The sequence below is a fragment of the Veillonella sp. R32 genome (genome assembly GCF_010093125.1).
In the GTDB taxonomy this organism is placed as follows: domain Bacteria; phylum Bacillota; class Negativicutes; order Veillonellales; family Veillonellaceae; genus Veillonella_A.
This window is the reverse complement of record NZ_NMZQ01000032.1, coordinates 1-21688: the sequence shown is the minus strand read 5'-3', so window position 1 is coordinate 21688 and position 21688 is coordinate 1. Positions and strand designations below refer to the sequence as shown.

The following is a 21688-nucleotide window of genomic DNA, read 5'->3' as shown; positions in this document are numbered from 1 at the left end:
TATGAATAAAGACAAAAATAATATTATTCAGTCAATATATTATATTGAAAGGTTAGAATTTTTAACAAATAGATTCAAATCTGAAGAAGATTTTATGCTTCAAGATGAATTGATAAAAGATGGTGTTGTGCTGGGAATTCAGACAATTTGTGAGTATGCAAATAAAATAAGTTTAGATTTAAAGCACAAATATCCTGCCATTCCATGGCGTGCTATTGCAGATCAACGCAATATTATTTCGCATGATTATGGACGCGTTGATTATAAATCTATTTGGAAGACCTTTAAAAGTGATATTCCAATATTAAAAGAATCATTGGATAATATATTAAAAATAGAATTTAATGTAACATATTCTAACATTAAAGAATCCTTTAAGTAAAAATGATATTAGTCCTTATGAAGAAGCGTATAAACCTATGCTTTTTCATAAGGACCTTTTATTATATTTTTTAGGCAGGTTTGTTTCAAGGTATTATATATATGTTGGAAATTTCGTGGAATTAAATAGAATTTCGTATTATAATAGAGGTCCTTACAAAGGTAGTATCAACCATATGTGATATACTATTATTGTATTGCTTAGTTTTATAGGAGGATCAATTTGAAGTTATTACGTAATAAATATAGATGGTTAGCGTTATTAGTTGCCTTATGGACTCGGGGGATGGGTGCTGTTATGGGAGCACCACCAGCGACTGTGGATGTGAACGCTATGACGTTTACCCCCTTGCCTGTGGTATTAACGGAAGAAAAAGATACGCTTATTTTTTCAGATAGTCCTGAATATGTAAATAAAAATGGAGTCTTAGCAGCTGGCACTGTGAATGGTACGGGTCGGGTTTATTTTTACCACGTAAATGAAATGGCAGAGCCACAGAAGATTGCTATTATTATGGAAAATAAATCCAAGCAAAATGTAGATGTAGATATACATCGAGAAGTGGTGACAAAGCCAAATCGTGAATACTTTGTAGTCGGTAGTGAATTATCCCGTGAGGAGTTGGAGGCACCGTATGTATCGCCTAATCAAAATTGGCAACCAGCAGCACAAACGGATCGTTCGGCTGATGTAGCAGGGCTTGCTACTACGGTTAAGAAGGATGAGCAAGGTGCTATAGTGCCTACCTGGCTTGATGATTCTTATAAAGATTCACAAAAGGAAGCAGTTAAAGGTAAAGAGCTATCTAAAGATGAAAAAGCGTTATATCGAGCTCGGTTAAAAGAAGCTGATAATTGGCGTAAAGAATGGCTGCAAGGGGAAAAGGTAGCGGCAAAATTGAAACCAACGGTTATTGAATCCTTTGTGCTAGCGCCTGGTGGCAAGAAAGCGGTATTTTCCAAATTGGATACATTACCGATTCAGACTGATGACTTATTTTCAGGTATTTTGGACTTTACCGCTAGTGGTCCTGTATATGTGAAGGTGTTAATGCTACCGATTAATACACCTTCTTTAGGTGGCTCTGTGCTAGCTGATACGTTACCTATGGATGAAGTAGCTTTACGAGGTACTTATGTGGGGGCTCAGCGTCGTTTAACGCTTATGCAGCCTTATGACAGCTCATTAGGGCCCGCTGCTGTTATGGTAGCTAATGACCGAGAAGACCCTTTTGTTGAGGGTCAAGATGAATTAACAGCATCGGCGGCGGTAACGAATCGCGGGAATTATGGCGTAACCTATGATTTAACCATTCCTACTACAGGTGGTCATGAGTTTGCCCTATATATTAATCCCTTAGGTGGTGCCTATGCAGGTTCTTTTAAGGTGACTTATGATGGTCAAACTGAAGTCTATGATGTACCAAGTGGCGCTCGTCTATTCTTAGGAAATGGCACCACAGCTGATACGCAGTACTTTGGCGTTTACAAAGCAGGTAAATTATTGCGTATTCAATTTATACCAGCAGGGGCTTCTAATTTGCCAATCCAATTTTTATTGGTGCCACAAAACTAAGGTAGTTTATAAAATTAATAGTCCTTACAATTAAATGTCCTTTTGGAGCAGAATTAGCAACGTGTTCCTTGTTATCATTATTTTATTGAGTAATATTCTCACTAATCCTTGTAGGTAAAAATGGAGTATTTTTTATTTTTACAAGCATAGATATAAAAGGTGGTAATAATGGAACACGTTTTAACTTGGAAAAAAGCGGTCATTGGATCCCTTGGTTGTCACATTGTGGCCGGTTTAGCGTTAGGGATTATTGGTTGGCATGTTAGTCAATTAGCGCTGGATGATGCGTATGAAATTGATTTATCCATTCCCGTGCAAGAAGAGCAGGAAATTGAGAAAAAAGTTGAATTTCCTAAGCCATTAGCAGTAGAAGATGTGGCTAATCGTGTGGCCGTAGTTTCACAGAATACGAATCCCAATGCCGGTGGTGGCGGGGGTGGCACGCCGTCAGCAACGCCTAGCCCGGTCGCACCTGCATCGGTAGTCGCCCCAGGGGAAGGGACTATGCCCATACCGGGGGCTCATGAGGGGAATCAGACGTCCTTTAATGGTTTAGGTTCGGGCTATAATACGGAAGGCGGTCCTGTTGGTGAGGGCCTTGGTTCAGGCAGTGGTTCTGGTGTAGGCTCAGGCGATGAACCAGGGGTAGCACCAGGTGAACCGTTTGATACGGATGGTTTTTGGAGTGCTGTTAATGCCAATAAATCGTATCCGCCTATGGCTATTCGCCGTAATATTGAAGGCGATGTAACAGTTCAAGTAACTTTAGATAGTGGTGGCAATTTAGTAGATGCAGAAGTTGTATCGTCATCCAATTGGCTATTAGCTGATGCAGCCCTTAATGCAGTACGCAATGCTACACCGTATCATAATCCTACTGGTGGCAGTATTACGATTAGCGTACCTGTAAGTTTTAGACTCGCTGACTAAGCAGGGTCTTGCTCTTAGCGGTTAGGTGAGCTTGCAATTGACAGTAGGTAGGAATATAGATATAATGAGAATTACTTTTAAAACAATAGAGAATGAGTATACCTTTCTGTAAGTACAGATATATGTCTTACGCGTTTTTATACACTTAAGACATATAGTGACTATACAGGAAGGTTTTTTTATTTGTGCTGTGTGGATAGGAGGCTATATGCAATTGGCAGAATCAATTCGTGACCATATGCAGGATTCAGGGACACGATTATTAGAAGTATTACATAATCAAAAAGTGTATGAGCGGGCCGATGAGGGAGGCCATGCTCGCATGATTAGTCAGACCGTCTTTGAAGGGATTGACATTGTATATAATGATGTTGTGATGGAACACATTAGTCATAATGCAAAACCCATTTCAGGCTTATTTGAAATCCATTTTTGCCAAGATGGGCGCATTGAGTGTTCCTTTGAAAATGGTAAATGCTTATATATGAATGGTGGCGATATATCCATTGGTTGGAAGGTATGTGATTCGTTCCGCCATTCTTCGTATTTTCCTACAGGCTTTTATAAAGGTTTATCCTTAGCGGTGTATGTGCCTAAGGCGCAAGCAGCCGTGGATGCGTTTGTAGGGCAAAATAGCATTGATTTAGAAGATATATGCAATCGTTTTTGCACGGACCATGTCTTTGGTTTAGTAAAAGACACGGGTCGCTTAAGAGAATTATTTATGGATTTATATAATGTGCCAGATATTTTGCCAGAAGTGTATCTTCGTGTGAAATGTGTTGAAATCTTTGTCTTATTAGGGACGCTGTCCAGTGTGGCTGGGAATGAGCGGATTTATTTTGAGCGCGGTCAAGTGGAGACGATTAAAGGAATTCATGATGAAATTTTAGCCGATTTAGGGAATCATCATACGATTGAGTCCTTGGCAGAGCGTCATCGCATTTCGATGACGGCCCTGAAACGTTGTTTTAAAGGCGTTTACGGTATTACGATTTATCAGTATGTGAAACGGTGCCGTATGCGTTTTGCGGCTAAGGATTTAGTAGAGTCTAACGACACGATTTTGAGCATTGCCAATCGTTGGGGCTATGAAAACGGCAGTAAGTTTTCCGGTGCTTTTAAGCAAATTATGGGCTGTAATCCACGAGAATATCGGATGAAAAATAAAATGTCCTAATGGAGCTTACCAAGCCTCTTTGGGGTAGTTAATTGAAATTAAGATTTGTTATCATTTATGTTAGAGCAAGTGATCTTGCGCTAGAGATATAGTAATATACTCTAGTCAGTATTTGAGGAGGCTATTATAATGGAAGGTGTAACCTATGTCATTCATTTGTTCGTTACTGGTGGTTTAGTAATGTATCCACTATTGATTCTATCGTTAATTACCGTGGCTATCGGTATTGAGCGATGGTATTTTTATCGCTTAAATACGCGTGGTGGTCGAGGTTTTGCGCATGGTGTATATCACAGTGCTAAAGCTGGCGATTGGCGTGCTATTGATGAGCTTTGCCAAGAATATCCGTTAGCCATTAGTCGTGTGATTCATGCTGGCTGTAGTAATCGAGAATCAGAACAAACTATGAAAGGTGCCTTTATGGAGCAAATGACCTTTGAAATGGCATCCTTTAAACAGTATTTAGATTATTTAAGTGCTATTGTAACGGTAGCGCCGTTACTTGGTTTGTTAGGTACTGTTACAGGGATGATTGGTACCTTCGGGGTCCTCGATAATGGTGGCGGCGCCGCTGCTATTACCGGTGGTATTGGGGAAGCCTTAATTGCTACCGCTTCTGGTTTGTGCGTAGCGATTATTGCCTTTGCGATTTATACCTATTTTAGTCATCGTTTAGATCAATTTGTAGTCCGTTCCGAAGAATTATGTTTAACGGCAGTTAATGCAATGAAAAAGGAGTGGCGATAAGCGATGTTTAAAGAATTTGGTATGAAACGCAAACCCATGTTCATGATTATTCCTATGATTGATATTATCTTTTTCCTACTCGTATTTTTTATGATGAATAGCCTTCAAACAGTGGCGCAAAAATCCTTAGATGTGCAATTACCAAAAGCACAAGCGGCGGTACAGCAAAAACAAGTGCCCGTTATTATTACGTTAGATACGGCTGGTCATATTGTTATTGATGGTAAACCGCTTAGTTTTGAGGATGCTAAAGGCATACTGGCTACAAAAGCGCAAGAGAACCCGGCATTAGCTGTGGTGCTACAAGCTGATACGCGGGCTGCTCATGGACAAGTGGTAGCAATTATGGATATGGTCCGCAGTGCGGGAATTAAGAAGTTTTCCATTGGGGCCACCAATAAATGAAAGGATAACTAATACATGATGAAACCAGAAGAATTATTTGCCAAAATGACCCCAGCAAATCGATTGATGCAACTTGGGCGTGAAACAAATAATCCTTTAATGGAGGCTTTTGATGCAAAACGCGTAGTCCATGCTGGTTTAAATGGACGCCCTTTAAGTCCTGCTGAAGCGCAGGCAACTTGGCAAACGGTGATGGCCGAAACACCGCGCAAAGGACAATGGCAATCAGCGTATATTCACATTCCTTTTTGCCAAACTAAATGCTTATATTGTGGTTTTTTCCAGAATGCAGCCAATCAATCGGCAGAAGATCGGTATATTGATTTGTTAATTCAAGATTTAGAAAGTGATGCTACCCAGCGTCGTGTACAAGAGGGGATTATTCAAGCTGTTTTTATTGGCGGCGGTACACCGACATCCCTGTCAGCTCATAATGCGAGTCGTTTATTGCAGACCATTAAAAAGTGTTTGCCCTTAGCGAATGACTACGAGTTGACCTTGGAAGGGCGTATTAATGATGTGGTGCCTGAAAAAATGGAGGCTTGGTTTGCTAATGGGGTGAACCGAATGTCCTTGGGAGTACAGTCGTTTCACACGAAAATTCGTCGTCAATTAGGTCGTTTAGATGATCAAGACACTATTTTAGAGCGGTTGCGTCAGCTTAAAGAACAGAATCAATGCTCGGTTGTGGTGGATTTAATTTATGGCTTGCCTGATCAGACACCTGAAAAGTGGCAAGAAGATTTAGCCTTGTTAGAAACGGCGCACATTGATGGGATGGATTTATATCAACTCAATGTATTTGAAAATAGCGATCTTAATACAGCCATTAAGAAGGGTAACGTTTCACCGGCTGCTACTACTCAGGCGCAAGCGGCTATGTATGCGCAAGCGAGAGCCTTTGTGGATACCTATAATTATAGTCGCCTTAGTGCTTGTCATTGGAGCCGTACACCACGGGAGCGGAGTTTATATAATAGTATGGCTAAACGTGGTTATCCTATGTTTCCTTTTGGTTGTGGGGCCGGTGGTAATGTAGGTGGTTATATGACTATGCTACATCGTTCATTAGGGGCCTATGAGCAAATGATTGAAGCGGGGCAGAAACCTTTCATGGTCTTAATGAAACAATCTCCGCTACAAGAAATGGCCAATATTATCATAGATCAGTTAGAGCATTGTTATTTTGATTTAAGACCGTTAATTGCCTATGATGAGCGACTTAGCGCGCTAGCATGGCTCTATGATTTATGGTGTGATCGTGGTCTTTGCGAGCATAATGGGGTTATGTATAAATTAACCATTGCTGGTGAATTTTGGCATGTTAATTTAACGCAAACCACCATTGAATTAGCTCAGTATCTGTTGACGGGGGAAGAAACGATGCTTCATGAAAAGATTGCGGCTCAAAATACGCCTAGTAAACCGGCCGGTCATCCTGGCACAATGGGGCATCCTGGTGGAATGCCGATGGGGGCAACGGGTGGTCACCCGCAGGGTGTACCTAAGTCCTTTCATGGACAGCCATAGGAAGCTGGTGATACATCAGGGATGATTAAAGGTTAAGTTGAAAATAAAGTGGAAGATAAAGTGAAAGATAAAGTGAAAGATAAAGTGAAAGATAATGTGGTAGCTTTGGTAAACTAAAGTGAGGTGACAGGTTGAAACGATATTTATTCGTTCCTGTAATTCTAGCTGTTCTCTGTGTAGTAGCGGTAACGGCTTGGATTACTTTAGGAACATCAGCGGTTTCAAAAGAGCCAACACGACAAGTGGTCGATGCAACAGGAACGGAAGTGACAATACCTGTTCACCCTAAACGTGTGGTTATTTTGAATACGGTTAATTTAGATATGTATTATGCCGTAGGCGGTCAAGTGGTGGGGAAACCAAAATCTTCGTACTATACCAAGGAACTGATGGCCGCCACAAAAGATGTGCCTTCTGTAGGCACGATTCACAGTCCTAATGTGGAAGCGATTATCGGTTTACATCCTGATTTGGTTATTGGTCTTAATGTGCCGTTTAATACCAATCTGCGCGGTATGTTGGCTCAAGCAGACATTCCTCTTTATATCAATGATTTGAATAGTTATGATGATGTAGTGGCTACCCTTCATTTCTTTGGTGAGTTAACGGGCAAGACGGCTGTTGCCGATGCAACGGCTAAAGCGGCTGAGGCTAATTATAATAAATTAGTGGACACTGCTAAGACAAAACAAGGGCCTCGAGCGCTAATCATCTTTGGTGCGCCTGGCAGTTTTAGTATGGCTACGAGCAGTGCCTTTAGTGGCAATTTGCTGACGCTCTTAGGGGGGCATAATATTGCTGACTTTGATAGTCGTTTAGAAGGGGACTATGTACCGCTCAGTATGGAATATGTTATTAAGACGGATCCGGAAGTTATATTTTTCATTAGCATGACGCCTAAATCAGATAGTGTTGACGTTTTTAAACGTGATATGCTAGAGAGCTCCGCGTGGGCCGAGGTGAGCGCCGTTAAATCACAGCGAATTTATTATTTGTCAGGTGGTTTATTTGCCGCCAATCCTGGTACGCGCATTAGTGAAGCGTTGACGATTATGTATGATGATTTATATGGAAAGGAGGCGGCTCATGACAAACCATAAGGTGTTAGTCGATGGACGTCAACGTCGGCGAAGGTTGACCTATTTAGGCTCTGGTATTTGTTTACTTTTTGTGGTCATTACTGGCTTTTTATATGGTGCTGTGCCTATTACTTGGCAAGAGATGATGAGCGTAGCACAAGGACAAGGGGCCGCTGATACAGAGCGAATTCTTTACTATTTACGCTTGCCTCGTGTTATTTGTGCTGCTTTAGTAGGCATGAATTTAGCCTTAGCTGGTTGTATATTGCAAGGTGTTTTGCATAATCCCTTAGCTGACCCGGGGATAATTGGTGTGACCGCCGGAGCTGGGGTGGCGGCTATGGCCGTTATGATTTTAGCCCCTGCTTTGACTGCGTGGGTGCCGTTAGCAGCTTTTGTAGGCGCCTTGGTAGCCTTGGCTATTGTATTTCTTTTAGCTTGGGACCGGGGGATTAATCCGCTGCGCTTAATTTTAGCGGGCGTGGCCGTAGCGGCGTTCTTTGGTGGTGGTACAACGGCTTTATCCGTTATGTTCCCTGACCGTATTCAAGGTGTGGTGAATTGGTTGGCTGGTGGATTTGCCGGCGCTCGTTGGACGTATGTATGGATTATTTTGCCGTATAGTCTTATTGGCCTCTTAGGGGCACTATGGAATTATCGCAAATTAAATGCCTTGCAGATGGGGGAAGAAGTAGCCTTATCCTTAGGGATTAATTTGAAACAGACCCGAATTATCCTCGTTGTGTTGGCGGCGATACTCGCCGCTTCGTCGGTAAGTGTCGCTGGATTACTAGGCTTTGTAGGTCTTATTGTGCCTCATTTGATGCGGTTAGTGGTTGGTTCTGATTTTGAATACCTCTTGCCGGCATCCGCTGTTTTTGGGGCCGCTCTTTTAGTCGGTGCCGATACCTTTGCGCGTACGATTTTTAGTCCAAATGAAATCCCTGTAGGTATTTTCTTATCCTTCTTAGGCGCGCCGTTCTTCTTATATTTATTGAAACGGAGGAGCCGCGGATGACAAGAACCTTAATAATGGATAATGGCCGTATTGGCTATCAGACAAGAGCTGTTGGTGAAGGCGTATCTTTGCGTTTTGACCGCTCTGAAATCGTTTCAATTATTGGGCCGAATGGTTCGGGTAAATCAACCGTATTGAAGACCTTAGGCCGTTTATTGGAGCCGTTAGGTGGCACGGTCTATTTAGATGGTAAAGATATTCAGCGCATGAACTCTAAGGCGGTGGCACGTATAATATCTATGTTACCGCAGTCAGCGCAAGCGCCGGTGGATATGACGGTACGCGATCTTGTTTTATGTGGGCGCTTACCCTATCAGAATCCATTTAGTGCTTTGACCACGGCTGATGTAACAGCGGTGCAAACGGCCTTAGAGGAAACCAGTCTAGTAGATTTTCAACATCGTCCGCTTAAAGATTTATCGGGCGGGGAACGACAACGAGCCTGGTTGGCTATGGCTGTGACGCAGGAGCCTGATATTTTGCTCCTCGATGAGCCCACGACCTTTTTAGATGTACGCTATCAATTGGAACTTATGAAATTGGTGGTGAAACTTCACGAAACACGGGGGATTACGGTTATTATGGTGCTCCACGACTTAAATCATGCAGCTCGTTTCAGCCATCGTTTGATAGCAGTGAAACAAGGACAAATTGTAGCCGATGGGCCGGCTGCAGAGATTTTCACAGAACCAGTACTTAGCGAGCTATATGACGTTAATATGGTGTTTACAGACCTACAAATTGATGGCGAAGTGCATACGATTTGTGTGCCGTATGAAAGCCGTTAAGAGTTTTTAAAGGAGATTCTTATGAAAAGTATCGTTATTTATTCTTCCCGCACGGGGAATACCAAACAAGTGGCCGAAGCTATTGTCGAGGTATTACCAGAAGGCACAGCATGTGTACCCGTTAATGAAGCACCTGCTGATTTAACAGCCTATGATGTAGTATTTATGGGCTTTTGGGCTGACCAAGGAAATGCTGATAAAGCGGCGCAGACTGTTCTTAAACGCCTAGACAATGAGCAAGTGGCTTTATTTGCTACCTTAGGGGTGCCCCCTATGTTGCCACATGCTAAGGATACTATGGTAGCAGCTACCGCTTTATTGCCTAAGGGACAAACCCCAGTTGGTACTTTTATGTGCCAAGGTAAGGTAGATCCAAAAGTGATTGAGATGATGTATAAAATCTTCCCTGAAGGGCATCCCCATGGACGCAGTTCGGAGCGTGATGAACGTCATCGTCAAGGGGCCTCTCACCCAGATGCTACCGATTTAGCTAAGGCGGCAGCTTTTGCTAAAGAAGTATTAGCTAAGCTAGGTTAATTGCAAATTATAAGTTATAAGTTATATAGTGCTAGTATTTACAAGTTTATAAATCATCGCTTCAAAGTTGAAGTTGTTATATTAAATCCTCTATGAAAGGCAAGGGCCAAGATACGTTGTGTTGTGTGTTAACTGGGCTGCGCTATTTTGTAGAGGTATTTTTTATGCACCGAACCACTAGGTATTGGTAAATAGGTAATAGGGATATACGTTTTTTTGTGTATTACAAACAGTTAAATGTGAATGTGTGAGGAGCGATGAATTATGAAATGTGTGAAAACAAAGCCAACTATATTACGTGCTATGGTGTTAACTGTGTTAGTGGCACCGGTTATGATGACGTCTGTTCAAGGGGCTTCTGAAACGAATCTGACTACGGATCAAGTGGTAGTGACGGCGTCTAAGAAAGCGGAAACTATTAAAGCAGCTCCACAGGCTGTTGAAGTGATTACGGCTGAGGATATGAAACGCATGGGGGCTACTGATTTGGTGTCGGCTTTACAGTTAGCCGATAATGTGAGTTTGGCTGAGTCCGCCATGACTGGTAATCAAGTGATGATTCGCGGTATGGATACGAAGCATAGTTTAATTTTAGTAGATGGTAAACGCATTGCTGGGGAAGACACGGACAGTACTGCTAATGTGTATACCTTAGGGCGCATGAGCCTTGATACGGTAGAGCGAATTGAAATTGTCCGTGGGGCTACGAGTTCTTTATATGGATCCGATGCTATAGGTGGGGTCATTAATATTATTACGAAAGTCCCTGATAAAGAAGGGGTTACCATAGGGGTTAATACGGGCACACGACAAGTGAATAATTACTATCGATATGATACAGGTAAAGTGGGACGCTGGAATGTAACGGCGGGGGCACAGTTTACTAAAGTGCGGCCTATTAATATTTTTACTGAAACGGCAACATCAGCCACTAAAGTAGGTAGTGAAGGCTACAATCGTTACATGTTTGGCAATCGTCAAAACTTTGATGTAAGTGCGACCTATGATTTTGAAAATGCTAACCAAAATAAACTTCGTTTGGATGCGAATTATTTTAAAGAACATTTGCGTACAGAACTAGCGGATGTGCAAGGCCTTAATCGGGGGATGAAGTATGACCAGCAAAAAGATAAAGTAGAGCATTATGACAACACTGGTTATGGTGTAGGCGTAACGTACACAGGGAAAACAGCGAAAAATGAGTATATGGTGCGCACGTATTATAATCAATTGAAGAAAGACTATGATATGAAGAATAATGTGGACTTTTCATTCCTCGGTCGTTTCAGTCCTATAGCGCAGCAAATGATGGAAAAAATGTATCCTAAATCAGACTATGACCGTGCAAAATACTACACTTGGGTGACGGATGCGCAAAATACTATGTATGTGAATGACCAACATACTTTAACTTTTGGTGGTGAGTATCGTAAAGTCTATTATGCAGGTACCCGTTTAGGTGGCCAAGCGGATGCGAATGGAGTGAAAAATCAAGAAGCGCATACGGTAGATTCTTATGCTGGTTTTATCGAAGATACCTGGCAAGTCACGGATAAGTTAATCTTGCAACCATCGGTTCGTTATGAGCATAATAGCGCCTTTGGTTCTAATGTATCTCCGCACATTGGTTTAAACTATAGTTTGGCAGAGAATCTTCGTTTCAAAGCCAATTATGGTCGTGCTTTTAAAGCACCGACTGTTTCCGAATTGTACATGAATATGTGGCATAGCCCAGGACCAATCATGGTCAATGTAGTGGGTAATCCTAATTTGGAGCCGGAAAAATCTACGAACTTTGACCTTTCCTTAGAAGGGGAACATGGTAATACTTTTGGTAAAGTGACGTACTATAACAATAAGGTAAGCAATTTAATTAATTATAATCAATGGACTGACCCACGGACGCGTATTATTCATGCAGAATATGTGAATGTAAATAAAGCGCAAATCAATGGGGTCGAATTGAGTGTAGGCCATAAATTGAGTGACCGTTTAACTTTGAAAGGAACGTATAATTATATTGATGCGCAAGATAAAACAAAGAATACTCGTTTGTTAAACCGGCCTAAATCGGTGACTACCATTCAGTTGGTGTATGATGATAATAAACCAACTGGCTATAGTGCTATGCTTTGGAATACCTTTACCCATGATTATGCGTACTCTGCAAGTAGTGGTCGTGGCAGTAGTGATTATGACTTATATTCCTTTAATACCTTGAATGCCTCCGTAACTCGTCGCTTTAACCCTGATTTCTCTGCTTTTGTAGGGGTGAATAATATTTTGGATAAACAAGTAGCGGATCTTAATATGTATGGTCGTTTATGGCGCGTAGGGGCTGAAATGAAGTTTTAATTAAACTATAACTTAGATGCAAATGTAGGCGATAATATTCATAATAGGTAGCTTGACAGGCTAACTGTAGACAGGTAAAATATATAAAGAAGAAACAGAAGAATGGTACGAGAGACCGTTCGTTTCCCACAATTTACCTTTTAAGTTAGTCCTGTGAGGCTAGTAAAGGATTATGGTAGGCACCTGCTAGAGGTGTATCACTATGTCTGCTATAGACCTTTTGCCACAGGCAAAAGGTCTTTTTTGTTTATACAATTAGGAATCTCAGTTAAGGAGGCTGACAATGGGAGAAGTAAGTTTAAAAGGCAAGCATTTGCTAGGATTGCAGCATGCCACAAAGGAAGAAATTGAACTTATATTGCGTGTAGCCAAGAAGATGAAAAAAATCGTTTTATCTGACGATAAGAAACATCCGCTTTTGAAAGGCAAATCCATCATCAATTTATTCATGGAAAACAGTACGCGTACTCGTAGTTCCTTTGAATTAGCTGGGAAATATTTAGGCGCCGATGTAATTAACATTACGAAGAGTGGGAGCTCCATGGCAAAAGGGGAAAGCTTCCGCGACACGTTGCTCACCGTATCTTATATGGGTACTGATGCTATCGTAATGCGCCATAGCGCGGAAGGATCACCTTTATATGCGACTAAAGTGGTAGATCCTATCATTATCAACGCAGGCGATGGCGCGCATGAGCATCCAACGCAAGCCTTACTTGATATGTACTCCATTATTGAACGCAAAGGGTCATTAGAAGGTTTAAAAATCGTCATCGCTGGCGATATTATGCATAGCCGAGTAGCACGTAGTGATGTGTATGGTTTCACTAAAATGGGTGCTGATGTGCATTTAGTGGGTCCTCGTACGTTGTTATATCCTGAAATGGCTAAGATGGGCGTAACGATTCACCATGATGTGCGTGAAGCGGTGAAAGATGCGGATGTAGTAAACGTATTGCGCATTCAATTAGAACGTATTAATTCAGCTTTATATCCAACGAATCGTGAATATGCACGGATTTTTGGTATTAATAAGAATGTATTGTCCTTAGCGAAGGACGATGTAATGGTTATGCATCCAGGTCCTATGAATCGTGGCCTTGAAATTGCTCACGATGTGGCATACAGTGATGAATCGGCCATTCAAGAACAGGTACGTAATGGCGTAGCTATTCGCATGGCTGTATTATACTTGACGATTGTAGGAGGTGACGGCAGTGAACTTGCTGATTAAAGGTGGTACCGTAGTAAATCCAAAGAAACAACAACATGAAGTAGCCGATATTTTGGTGAAAGAGGGCAAGATTGCAGCCATTGGTCAGAACTTGAGTGCTGATGGGGCCGACATATATGATGCGACAGGCCTTATTGTAACGCCTGGTCTTATTGATATGCACACGCACTTGCGTGAACCAGGGCAAGAAGCGAAAGAAGATTTTTATAGTGGTACCCAAGCAGCTGCTGCCGGTGGTTTCACACGCATTGCTACGATGGCTAATACGAAACCAGTTGTGGATAATGCAGCGCTAGTTCGAGGCTTGCAAAAACAAGCGGAACTTACTGGTATTGTCAAAGTTGAATTTATTGGTGCTGTCAGCAAAGGCTTAGAAGGCAAGGAATTAGCAGAAATGGGCGACATGGCTGAAGCGGGTGTAGTAGGCTTCTCCGATGATGGTCATTATGTAGAAAGCGCTGCTTTTATGCGTCGCGCTTTGGAATATTCCAGCATGTTTAACAAGCCAGTTATTGACCATGCTGAAGAAGTATCCTTAACACATGAAGGTCATATGCATGAAGGCTTTGTAGCGTATGAAATGGGCGTAAAAGGTCGCCCAGCAGTTGCAGAAGATATGGCTGTAGCTCGTGATTTACTATTAGCGGATATGACTGGGGGCCACATTCACATTGCTCATGTAAGTAGTAAAGATACGGTGGATCAAATTCGAGCTGCAAAAGCTAAAGGTATCAAGGTAACTTGTGAAGTAACGGCTCAGCATTTATCCTTTACTGATGAATATTTGCGTGAATATAATCCAGCCTTTAAAATGGCACCGCCGATTCGCTCTGAAGACCATCGCCAAGCTTTGTTAGCCGGTGTAAAAGATGGTACTATTGATGCGATTATTACGGACCATGCACCGCATGCAGAGGAAGAAAAAGATGTAGAGTTCTGCTGTGCGCCGAATGGTTTCAGTGGCCTTGAAACGTCCTTAGCAGCGGTGTTAACACATACCTATAAAACAGGCATTTTAAGCCTTGATGAAATTGTAAATCTTATGAGCGTTCGGCCGGCAGAAATTATGGGCGTAGACGCTGGTGTTTTAGAAGTTGGTAAACCAGCAGATATTACGGTATTTAGCACGGATGAAGAGTGGACGGTAGACCGCAATCTATTCTATACTAAAGGTAAGACGAGTCCGTTTGATGGCATGACCTTAACGGGCAAGGCTAAATTAACTGTAGTGGATGGCGACATTGTAATGAAAGAGGGAGTTGTGACCCAGTGAAAGGTAAATTAGTACTACAAGATGGTTCCGTGTATGAAGGTAAACTCCTCGGTGGAGCGCCTATTCTCGGCGAAGTCGTATTTAATACCGGCATGACCGGCTATCAAGAAATTTTAACTGATCCGTCCTATGCAGATCAGATTATTACCTTAACCTATCCGCTTATTGGCAATTATGGTGTGTATCGTGATATTGCGCAAGCACCTAAACCGTATTGCCGCGGCATGATTGTAGGTGAACTTTGCACGTTCCCAAGCAATTGGCAGAATGAAGGCTTATTTGAAGAATATTTGCGGGCTTATGGCATTCCTTGCTTATATGATGTAGATACGCGCGCTATTACCCGTAATATTCGTAATCATGGCGTTATGAAAGGGGTTATTTGCCCAGCGGATACGGCGCAAGAACGAATTGATGCTTTGTTACAACAAGATTTGCCAACAGACCAAGTTATGCAAGTGACGACTAAATGGCAGGGCTATCGTGGCAATGAAAATGCTGAGTTCCATGTAGCTGTGTATGATTTTGGTGTTAAAGAAAGCATCTTGAAATCTTTAGAAGCTTGTGGCTGTCGTTTGACTATTTTCCCAGCAGATACAAAAGCAGAAACCGTGCTTGCAGAAAATCCAGATGGTATTTTCTTATCCAATGGTCCTGGGGACCCACAAGATTTGCAATTTGCGGTTGCGGAAGTTAAGAAATTATTAGATAAAAAGCCAATCTTTGGTATTTGTATGGGCCATCAGGTATTGGCGTTAGCGTATGGTGGTTCTACCTATAAATTGCGTTTTGGCCATCGTGGCTCCAACCATCCTGTGAAGGATTTAGCGACCGGTCGTGTGTATATTACTTCGCAGAACCATGGTTATGCAGTGGATGAAAACAGCTTAGCTAAGGCCGATGTAACGATTACGCACCGCAGTGTGAATGATAATACGGTAGAAGGTATGAAACATAATAGCTTGCCAATTATGTCGGTGCAATATCATCCAGAAGCATCGCCAGGACCAACTGACAATTTGTACTTATTTGACCAATTCAAAGCATTAATGAAAGCACATAAATAGAAAGGGCTGACCAATGACAATGGACAAGAAAAAAATACTCGTTATCGGATCGGGCCCGATTATTATCGGCCAGGCAGCGGAATTTGACTATGCAGGTACTCAGGCTTGCCGTTCCCTTCGCGAAGAAGGCTATGAAGTGGTATTGGTAAACTCCAACCCAGCTACGATTATGACAGACCGCGATATTGCGGACCGCGTTTATATTGAGCCAATTAGCTTAGAATTTGTTACGGAAGTAATTCGCAAAGAGCGCCCTTATGGTTTATTGGCTACCCTTGGTGGTCAGGTAGGCCTTAACATGGCGGTAGAACTTTCAGAAGCAGGCGTTCTTGAGAAATATGATGTGAAATTATTGGGTACAACCTTAGTGGCTATTAAACAAGCAGAAGACCGTGAGCTTTTCAAAGAAGCGATGGAACGCATCAATCAGCCAGTACCAGAAAGTGATATTTTCAGCGACGTAGATGAAGCGGTGGCTTTTGCAAATCGCATTGGTTATCCAATCATTATTCGCCCTGCTTACACCTTAGGCGGTACTGGTGGCGGTATTGCTACTAACGAAGAAGAAATGTACATGATTGCGCTTCGCGGTATTAAGCTAAGCCCTATCCATCAGATTTTGGTAGAACGGTCAGTAGCAGGTTGGAAAGAAGTAGAATACGAAGTTATGCGTGATAGTGCGGATAACTGCATTATCGTATGTAACATGGAAAATATTGACCCTGTAGGTGTTCATACAGGGGACTCCATCGTAGTAGCACCAAGCCAGACATTGAACGATATTCAATACCAAATGCTTCGTACGGCATCGGTAGATATTATTCGCTACTTGGAAATCGAAGGGGGCTGTAATGTACAGTACGCCTTAGACCCTTATAGCAATCAATACTATGTAATTGAAGTTAACCCACGCGTATCTCGTTCTTCCGCGTTAGCGTCCAAAGCAACAGGCTATCCAATTGCTAAAGTGGCAGCGAAAGTAGCCTTAGGTATGACGCTAGATAGTATTACGAATGCCGTTACTGGTGAAACGAAAGCTTGTTTCGAACCATCCCTTGACTATGTGGTAACGAAGTTCCCACGTTGGCCATTTGAGAAATTTAACTTAGCTGATCGTACCTTGGGTACGCAGATGAAGGCCACTGGGGAAGTTATGGCTATTGACCGTACCTTAGAAGGGTCTTTATTAAAAGCGATTCGTTCTTTGGAAATTGGCTTAGACCATATTGAGCTTAAGAAAATTGCCCATGAAACGCCAGAACAATTGATTGAACGCCTTCGTTTAGTCGATGATGAACGTATTTACGTGGTAGCGCAGGCGCTTCGTGCGGGCATTAGCGTAGAAAAAATTCACTACATTACGAAGATTGATATGTTCTTTATTAATAAAATTAAGAACATCGTAATACTTGAAAAGAAACTAGCTAGTGAAGGCATTACAGAAGATACTCTCCGTACGGCAAAACGCTATAGCATGCCTGATAAAGTCATTGCTCGCTATGCTAAGGTAAGTGCTGAGGACGTATTAGCGAAACGCCAAGAACTTAATATGTTCCCAACTTATAAATATGTAGATACTTGTGCGGCTGAATTTGAGGCGCATACGCCATATTACTATAGTGCGTATGCTACGGAAGATGAAGTAGTACCACGAGGAGATAATAGTGTTATCGTCCTTGGTTCTGGTCCAATCCGTATCGGTCAAGGGGTAGAATTCGACTACTGTTCCGTTCACTCCTCTTGGGCACTTCGCAAAGCAGGCAAACAATCCATTATCATTAATAATAACCCTGAAACAGTAAGTACCGACTTTGATACATCGGATAGCTTGTATTTTGAACCATTAACAGTAGAAGATGTTATGGAAGTTATTCGCAAAGAAAATCCTATCGGTGTGATTGCGCAGTTCGGCGGTCAAACGGCCATTAATTTGGCGGGACCACTAGCTGAACGAGGGGTAAAAATTCTTGGCACTTCCGTAGATAGCATTGATATGGCTGAAGACCGGGAACGCTTTGATGAACTCTTAGCTGAACTTGGCATCCCACGTCCAGTAGGGGCTTTAGTAACAAGCCATGAAGAGGCGTTACAAGCAGCGGCTCGTTTATCTTATCCGCTTATTGTACGTCCATCCTATGTATTAGGTGGTCGTGCTATGGAAATCGTGTACAATGACCAAGAATTGGATGTGTACATGAAAGAAGCGGTAGTAGCGTCTAAAGATCATCCTGTATTGATTGACCGCTATATGGTAGGCATGGAAGTTGAAGTGGATGCTATCGCTGACGGTGAAGATGTATGTATTCCTGGTATTATGGAACAAATCGAACGGGCAGGGGTTCACTCTGGTGACTCCATTGCGGTATATCCAGCACAACATTTATCACAAGAAATTACTGACCAAATCGTCGATTATACACAGCGCATTGCTCGTGGTCTTAATGTAAAAGGGATTGTCAATATTCAGTATATCGTAGCTAATGGGGAACTTAATGTTATCGAAGTTAACCCTCGTTCTAGCCGTACGGTGCCATTCATTAGTAAAGTTACAGGCATCAATATGATTGAATATGCAACGCGCATTGCTTTAGGTGAAACGATTAAATCCATGGGCTTGCCAACGGGCTTAGTACCAGCAAAAGATTATGTAGCGGTAAAAGCCCCAGTGTTCTCCTTCTCCAAAATGGGCCTTGTAGAAATAGCCTTAGGGCCTGAAATGAAGTCTACTGGTGAAGTTATGGGGATTGGGCGCACTTACTCAGAAGCGTTGTTTAAAGCCATTCATGGCGCTAATATGCGCATTCCTGAAAAAGGCCATATCCTTATGACCGTAGCGGACCGTGATAAAGAAGAAGCGGCACGCTTAGCTAAAGGGTTTATTGACTTAGGCTACCATATTCAAGCTACTGGTGGTACGGGTAAATATTTTGAAGAACATGGCATTCCTTGCGTGATTGTTAATAAAATTCACGAAGGGGCCGATAACTGTGCTGATTTAATTCGCCAAGGTAAAGTAGATTTGATGTTGAATACTTTAACCTATGGTAAACGACCTGAACGTGAAGGCTTCCAGCTTCGTCGTTTAGCTGTTGAAATGGGCACTCCTTGCTTGACATCCTTAGACACAGCGCGTGAAGTATTGCGTGTCGTAGCTGGTCGTGCGAATGAAGAAATTAAGATTGAAGTAGAAGCATTACAAGACTTTGAAATGGAGTGATACACGCATGAGCGGTTATGTAGAAATGGCGCGAGTGCTCCGCAATGAGCAAATTGGCGCAGACGTATGGATTATGGATCTATATGCGCCTAAACAGGCCGCTGAGGCTGAAGTAGGACAATTTTGTAATGTGCGTGTAACTGGTGGTACGGCGCCTTTATTGCGCCGTCCTATCAGCTACGCTGGTTTTAATAAAGAAGAAGGTACCATTACCTTACTTTATCGTGTAGTCGGGACTGGTACTGGAATTATGACTCAGCTTAAAGACGGTGATGTATTAGATTGTTTAGGGCCTTTAGGAAGTCGTTTTGAAATGACTGAAAATATGCTCCTCGTTGGTGGTGGTGTAGGGATTGCACCTATGCTTTGTATAGCATCAAAATTGAATGATGTGGAAGATACCATGCGCTATACGAATGAAGAAGACGAAACGGTTATTAAACCAGTGGCGTCCCGCAAAGCGACGGTTATTTTAGGCTTCCGCAATGACAGTGAAACCTTCTGGGCTGATTTATTTAAAGATTGCCCTGTAGATGTGTACGTAACGACTGATGATGGCAGTGTAGGTACTAAAGGTTTTCCAACGGCTATTATGGGAGAGCTGATTCAATCGGAGCGCGGTGAAGTGAAACGTCAGTTAACTCCATATTTAACAGGCAAAGAACAAGGCACTAACGCTACTAGCGCTAGTCATACAACTGATGCTACTAGCCCTAGTCAGGTAGCTCATGCAATTAATGCCACTAATGCCACTAATGCCACTAATGCTACTAATGTAGCTAGTACCACTTCAGAAACACTTGTCGGGGCTAGCAAAGTAGCGAATATTGGTTTTACGAGCATAATGACTTGTGGACCTACGCCTATGATGAAAGGTGTAGCCAAGGTGGCAGCAGAATATGCTGTGCCATGCCAGGTGTCGTTAGAAGAGCGAATGGGCTGTGGCACTGGTGGCTGTTTAGGTTGCGGTTGTCATGGTCGAGGCGGTAAACGCTATAAAGTTTGTAAAGAAGGACCTGTGTTCCCTGCTGAGGAGGTGTTTTTCGAATGAGTCATGAACATTTAGCGCAGTTAGGGAATCATGGAGAACTTGGCTATAAACATCTGGATCATACGAAAGATTTGAATGGTAAGCAGCCTTCTTATCCTGATTTAGCCGTTGATTTTTGCGGTATTAAGATGAAAAATCCTATCGTTGCTGCCTCAGGTACCTTTGGCTTTGGTCTTGAATATGCTGATTATTTGGATCTTAGCAATGAAGTAGGGGCCATTTCGGTGAAAGGCTTAACACCACAGGCACGCAATGGCAACGAAGGTACTCGTATTGCTGAGACACCATCAGGCCTCTTGAATTGTATTGGCCTTGAAAATCCAGGGGCTGAAGCCTTTGTAGAACATATTTTGCCAGAACTTAGAAAGTATGACGTGCCAATCTTGGCTAACATTTCGGCAGCTGATGTAGAAGGGTATGCCTTTATGGCTAAAACCTTAACCGTAGAAGGGGTCGCTGGTTTTGAAGTTAATATTAGCTGTCCGAACGTAAAAAATGGTGGCATGGCCTTTGGCGTTTGTGCTGATAGTGCAGCTGCCGTATGTAAAATTGTTCGTGAAAATACAGACTTGCCAGTCATTATGAAATTATCCCCTAATGTAACGGATATTGTGGAGATTGCTAAAGCCGTAAAAGCAGCTGGTGCAGATGGGCTTAGCTTGATTAATACCTTGCTTGGCATGGCTATTGATATTAAAACACGTCGTCCTGTATTAGGCAATTTATATGGTGGTTTATCAGGCCCTGCGGTTAAACCAGTGGCGTTACGTTTAGTTCATCAAGTCGCACAAGCCCTTGATTTGCCAATTATGGGCATGGGTGGTATTATGACCGGCACAGATGCTATTGAATTTATGTTGGCTGGTGCTGATATTGTATCTGTAGGGACGGCTTCCATGGTAAATCCACAAGCGATTGGTCAAATTACTCGTGAAATGCACGAATACTGTGAAACTAATGGCATTGGCCATGTAAGCGAAGTCGTAGGGGCGTTGTTGCCATATAAATAAGGTGTTGATTTTTACATGCTACTTAATTAGTTGATTAGTTGACTAGTTAATTAGTTACATATTTAAAGTGATATTGTTTTATGTCAATGCTTATTTATTAAGTACTGATGTAGATTACTTATGTAAGCGTAAAAAATCTGCTTGAAAACGTTAAGAGAGTTTGAACTGAATATAGAGATAACTATGTAATAAGCTTGTTAGTTAGTACATAGTTGAATACGTACATGAAGAAACCCGGTACTGCGTTGTGGAACGTGGTGCCGGGTTTTTGGTTGTTTTATAAGTTTAAAAGGCTCTTTGTCAAATTTTG

The 21688-nt window shown here is 42.2% G+C and carries 18 protein-coding genes; all 18 read left to right on the top strand.

Annotated features, from left to right (window positions below):
• Position 1: 1 nt before the first annotated feature.
• Positions 2-382 carry a DUF86 domain-containing protein gene (locus tag VER_RS07655; protein WP_162100252.1) on the top strand — a complete coding sequence of 127 codons (381 nt, stop codon included), beginning with the start codon at positions 2-4 and terminating at the stop codon, positions 380-382.
• A 222-nt stretch (positions 383-604) separates the two neighbouring features.
• Positions 605-1957 (top strand): hypothetical protein, encoded by a 1353-nt coding sequence (locus VER_RS07650; protein WP_162100251.1) that lies wholly within the window; start codon positions 605-607, stop codon positions 1955-1957.
• Between the two features lie 168 nt (positions 1958-2125).
• Positions 2126-2887: an energy transducer TonB gene (locus tag VER_RS07645; protein ID WP_162100250.1), complete on the top strand. Its 762-nt coding sequence runs from the start codon at positions 2126-2128 to the stop codon at positions 2885-2887.
• 208 nt (positions 2888-3095) lie between these two features.
• The gene (locus VER_RS07640) at positions 3096-4067 is read left to right on the top strand and encodes a helix-turn-helix transcriptional regulator (protein WP_162100249.1); all 972 of its coding nucleotides are present in this window, start codon (positions 3096-3098) and stop codon (positions 4065-4067) included.
• A gap of 129 nt (positions 4068-4196) precedes the next feature.
• Positions 4197-4814 (top strand): MotA/TolQ/ExbB proton channel family protein, encoded by a 618-nt coding sequence (locus VER_RS07635; protein WP_162100248.1) that lies wholly within the window; start codon positions 4197-4199, stop codon positions 4812-4814.
• 3 nt (positions 4815-4817) lie between these two features.
• On the top strand, positions 4818-5219 hold the full coding sequence (locus VER_RS07630) for a biopolymer transporter ExbD (protein ID WP_162100247.1): 402 nt from the start codon (positions 4818-4820) through the stop codon (positions 5217-5219).
• Between the two features lie 15 nt (positions 5220-5234).
• Positions 5235-6749, top strand: coding sequence for a heme anaerobic degradation radical SAM methyltransferase ChuW/HutW (hutW, locus tag VER_RS07625; RefSeq protein ID WP_162100246.1), 1515 nt, complete (start codon positions 5235-5237; stop codon positions 6747-6749).
• 131 nt (positions 6750-6880) lie between these two features.
• On the top strand, positions 6881-7849 hold the full coding sequence (locus VER_RS07620; RefSeq protein WP_162100245.1) for an ABC transporter substrate-binding protein: 969 nt from the start codon (positions 6881-6883) through the stop codon (positions 7847-7849).
• The gene (locus VER_RS07615; RefSeq protein ID WP_162100244.1) at positions 7836-8846 is read left to right on the top strand and encodes an iron ABC transporter permease; all 1011 of its coding nucleotides are present in this window, start codon (positions 7836-7838) and stop codon (positions 8844-8846) included. Before VER_RS07620 ends, VER_RS07615 begins: the two co-directional genes overlap by 14 nt.
• Complete coding sequence (locus VER_RS07610) at positions 8843-9634, top strand: ABC transporter ATP-binding protein (RefSeq protein WP_162100243.1); 792 nt, start codon at positions 8843-8845, stop codon at positions 9632-9634. Before VER_RS07615 ends, VER_RS07610 begins: the two co-directional genes overlap by 4 nt.
• 21 nt (positions 9635-9655) lie before the next feature.
• Positions 9656-10171, top strand: a complete 516-nt coding sequence (locus VER_RS07605; RefSeq protein ID WP_162100242.1) for a flavodoxin family protein — start codon at positions 9656-9658, stop codon at positions 10169-10171.
• 264 nt (positions 10172-10435) lie between these two features.
• Positions 10436-12526, top strand: coding sequence for a TonB-dependent siderophore receptor (locus VER_RS07600; RefSeq protein ID WP_162100241.1), 2091 nt, complete (start codon positions 10436-10438; stop codon positions 12524-12526).
• A 283-nt stretch (positions 12527-12809) separates the two neighbouring features.
• Positions 12810-13760: an aspartate carbamoyltransferase catalytic subunit gene (locus VER_RS07595; RefSeq protein WP_162100240.1), complete on the top strand. Its 951-nt coding sequence runs from the start codon at positions 12810-12812 to the stop codon at positions 13758-13760.
• Positions 13744-15033: a dihydroorotase gene (locus tag VER_RS07590; protein ID WP_162100239.1), complete on the top strand. Its 1290-nt coding sequence runs from the start codon at positions 13744-13746 to the stop codon at positions 15031-15033. The genes VER_RS07595 and VER_RS07590 overlap by 17 nt, the downstream gene beginning before the upstream one ends.
• The gene (gene carA / locus VER_RS07585; RefSeq protein WP_162100238.1) at positions 15030-16100 is read left to right on the top strand and encodes a glutamine-hydrolyzing carbamoyl-phosphate synthase small subunit; all 1071 of its coding nucleotides are present in this window, start codon (positions 15030-15032) and stop codon (positions 16098-16100) included. Before VER_RS07590 ends, carA begins: the two co-directional genes overlap by 4 nt.
• 13 nt (positions 16101-16113) lie before the next feature.
• Entirely contained in the window at positions 16114-19317 is a 3204-nt protein-coding gene (carB, locus tag VER_RS07580; RefSeq protein ID WP_162100237.1) for a carbamoyl-phosphate synthase large subunit, read from the top strand.
• A 7-nt stretch (positions 19318-19324) separates the two neighbouring features.
• Complete coding sequence (locus VER_RS10455) at positions 19325-20368, top strand: dihydroorotate dehydrogenase electron transfer subunit (RefSeq protein WP_162100236.1); 1044 nt, start codon at positions 19325-19327, stop codon at positions 20366-20368.
• On the top strand, positions 20365-21378 hold the full coding sequence (locus VER_RS07570) for a dihydroorotate dehydrogenase (protein WP_162100235.1): 1014 nt from the start codon (positions 20365-20367) through the stop codon (positions 21376-21378). Before VER_RS10455 ends, VER_RS07570 begins: the two co-directional genes overlap by 4 nt.
• Positions 21379-21688 lie beyond the last annotated feature (310 nt).

Bases quoted from the DNA above. Each gene is read 5' to 3' on its own strand.
- VER_RS07655 (WP_162100252.1), top strand. From the start codon at position 2: ATGAATAAAGACAAAAATAATATTATTCAGTCAATATATTATATTGAA.
- VER_RS07645 (WP_162100250.1), top strand. From the start codon at position 2,126: ATGGAACACGTTTTAACTTGGAAAAAAGCGGTCATTGGATCCCTTGGT.
- VER_RS07640 (WP_162100249.1), top strand. From the start codon at position 3,096: ATGCAATTGGCAGAATCAATTCGTGACCATATGCAGGATTCAGGGACA.
- VER_RS07635 (WP_162100248.1), top strand. From the start codon at position 4,197: ATGGAAGGTGTAACCTATGTCATTCATTTGTTCGTTACTGGTGGTTTA.
- VER_RS07630 (WP_162100247.1), top strand. From the start codon at position 4,818: ATGTTTAAAGAATTTGGTATGAAACGCAAACCCATGTTCATGATTATT.
- hutW (WP_162100246.1), top strand. From the start codon at position 5,235: ATGATGAAACCAGAAGAATTATTTGCCAAAATGACCCCAGCAAATCGA.
- VER_RS07615 (WP_162100244.1), top strand. From the start codon at position 7,836: ATGACAAACCATAAGGTGTTAGTCGATGGACGTCAACGTCGGCGAAGG.
- VER_RS07610 (WP_162100243.1), top strand. From the start codon at position 8,843: ATGACAAGAACCTTAATAATGGATAATGGCCGTATTGGCTATCAGACA.
- VER_RS07605 (WP_162100242.1), top strand. From the start codon at position 9,656: ATGAAAAGTATCGTTATTTATTCTTCCCGCACGGGGAATACCAAACAA.
- VER_RS07600 (WP_162100241.1), top strand. From the start codon at position 10,436: ATGAAATGTGTGAAAACAAAGCCAACTATATTACGTGCTATGGTGTTA.
- VER_RS07595 (WP_162100240.1), top strand. From the start codon at position 12,810: ATGGGAGAAGTAAGTTTAAAAGGCAAGCATTTGCTAGGATTGCAGCAT.
- carB (WP_162100237.1), top strand. From the start codon at position 16,114: ATGACAATGGACAAGAAAAAAATACTCGTTATCGGATCGGGCCCGATT.
- VER_RS10455 (WP_162100236.1), top strand. From the start codon at position 19,325: ATGAGCGGTTATGTAGAAATGGCGCGAGTGCTCCGCAATGAGCAAATT.
- VER_RS07570 (WP_162100235.1), top strand. From the start codon at position 20,365: ATGAGTCATGAACATTTAGCGCAGTTAGGGAATCATGGAGAACTTGGC.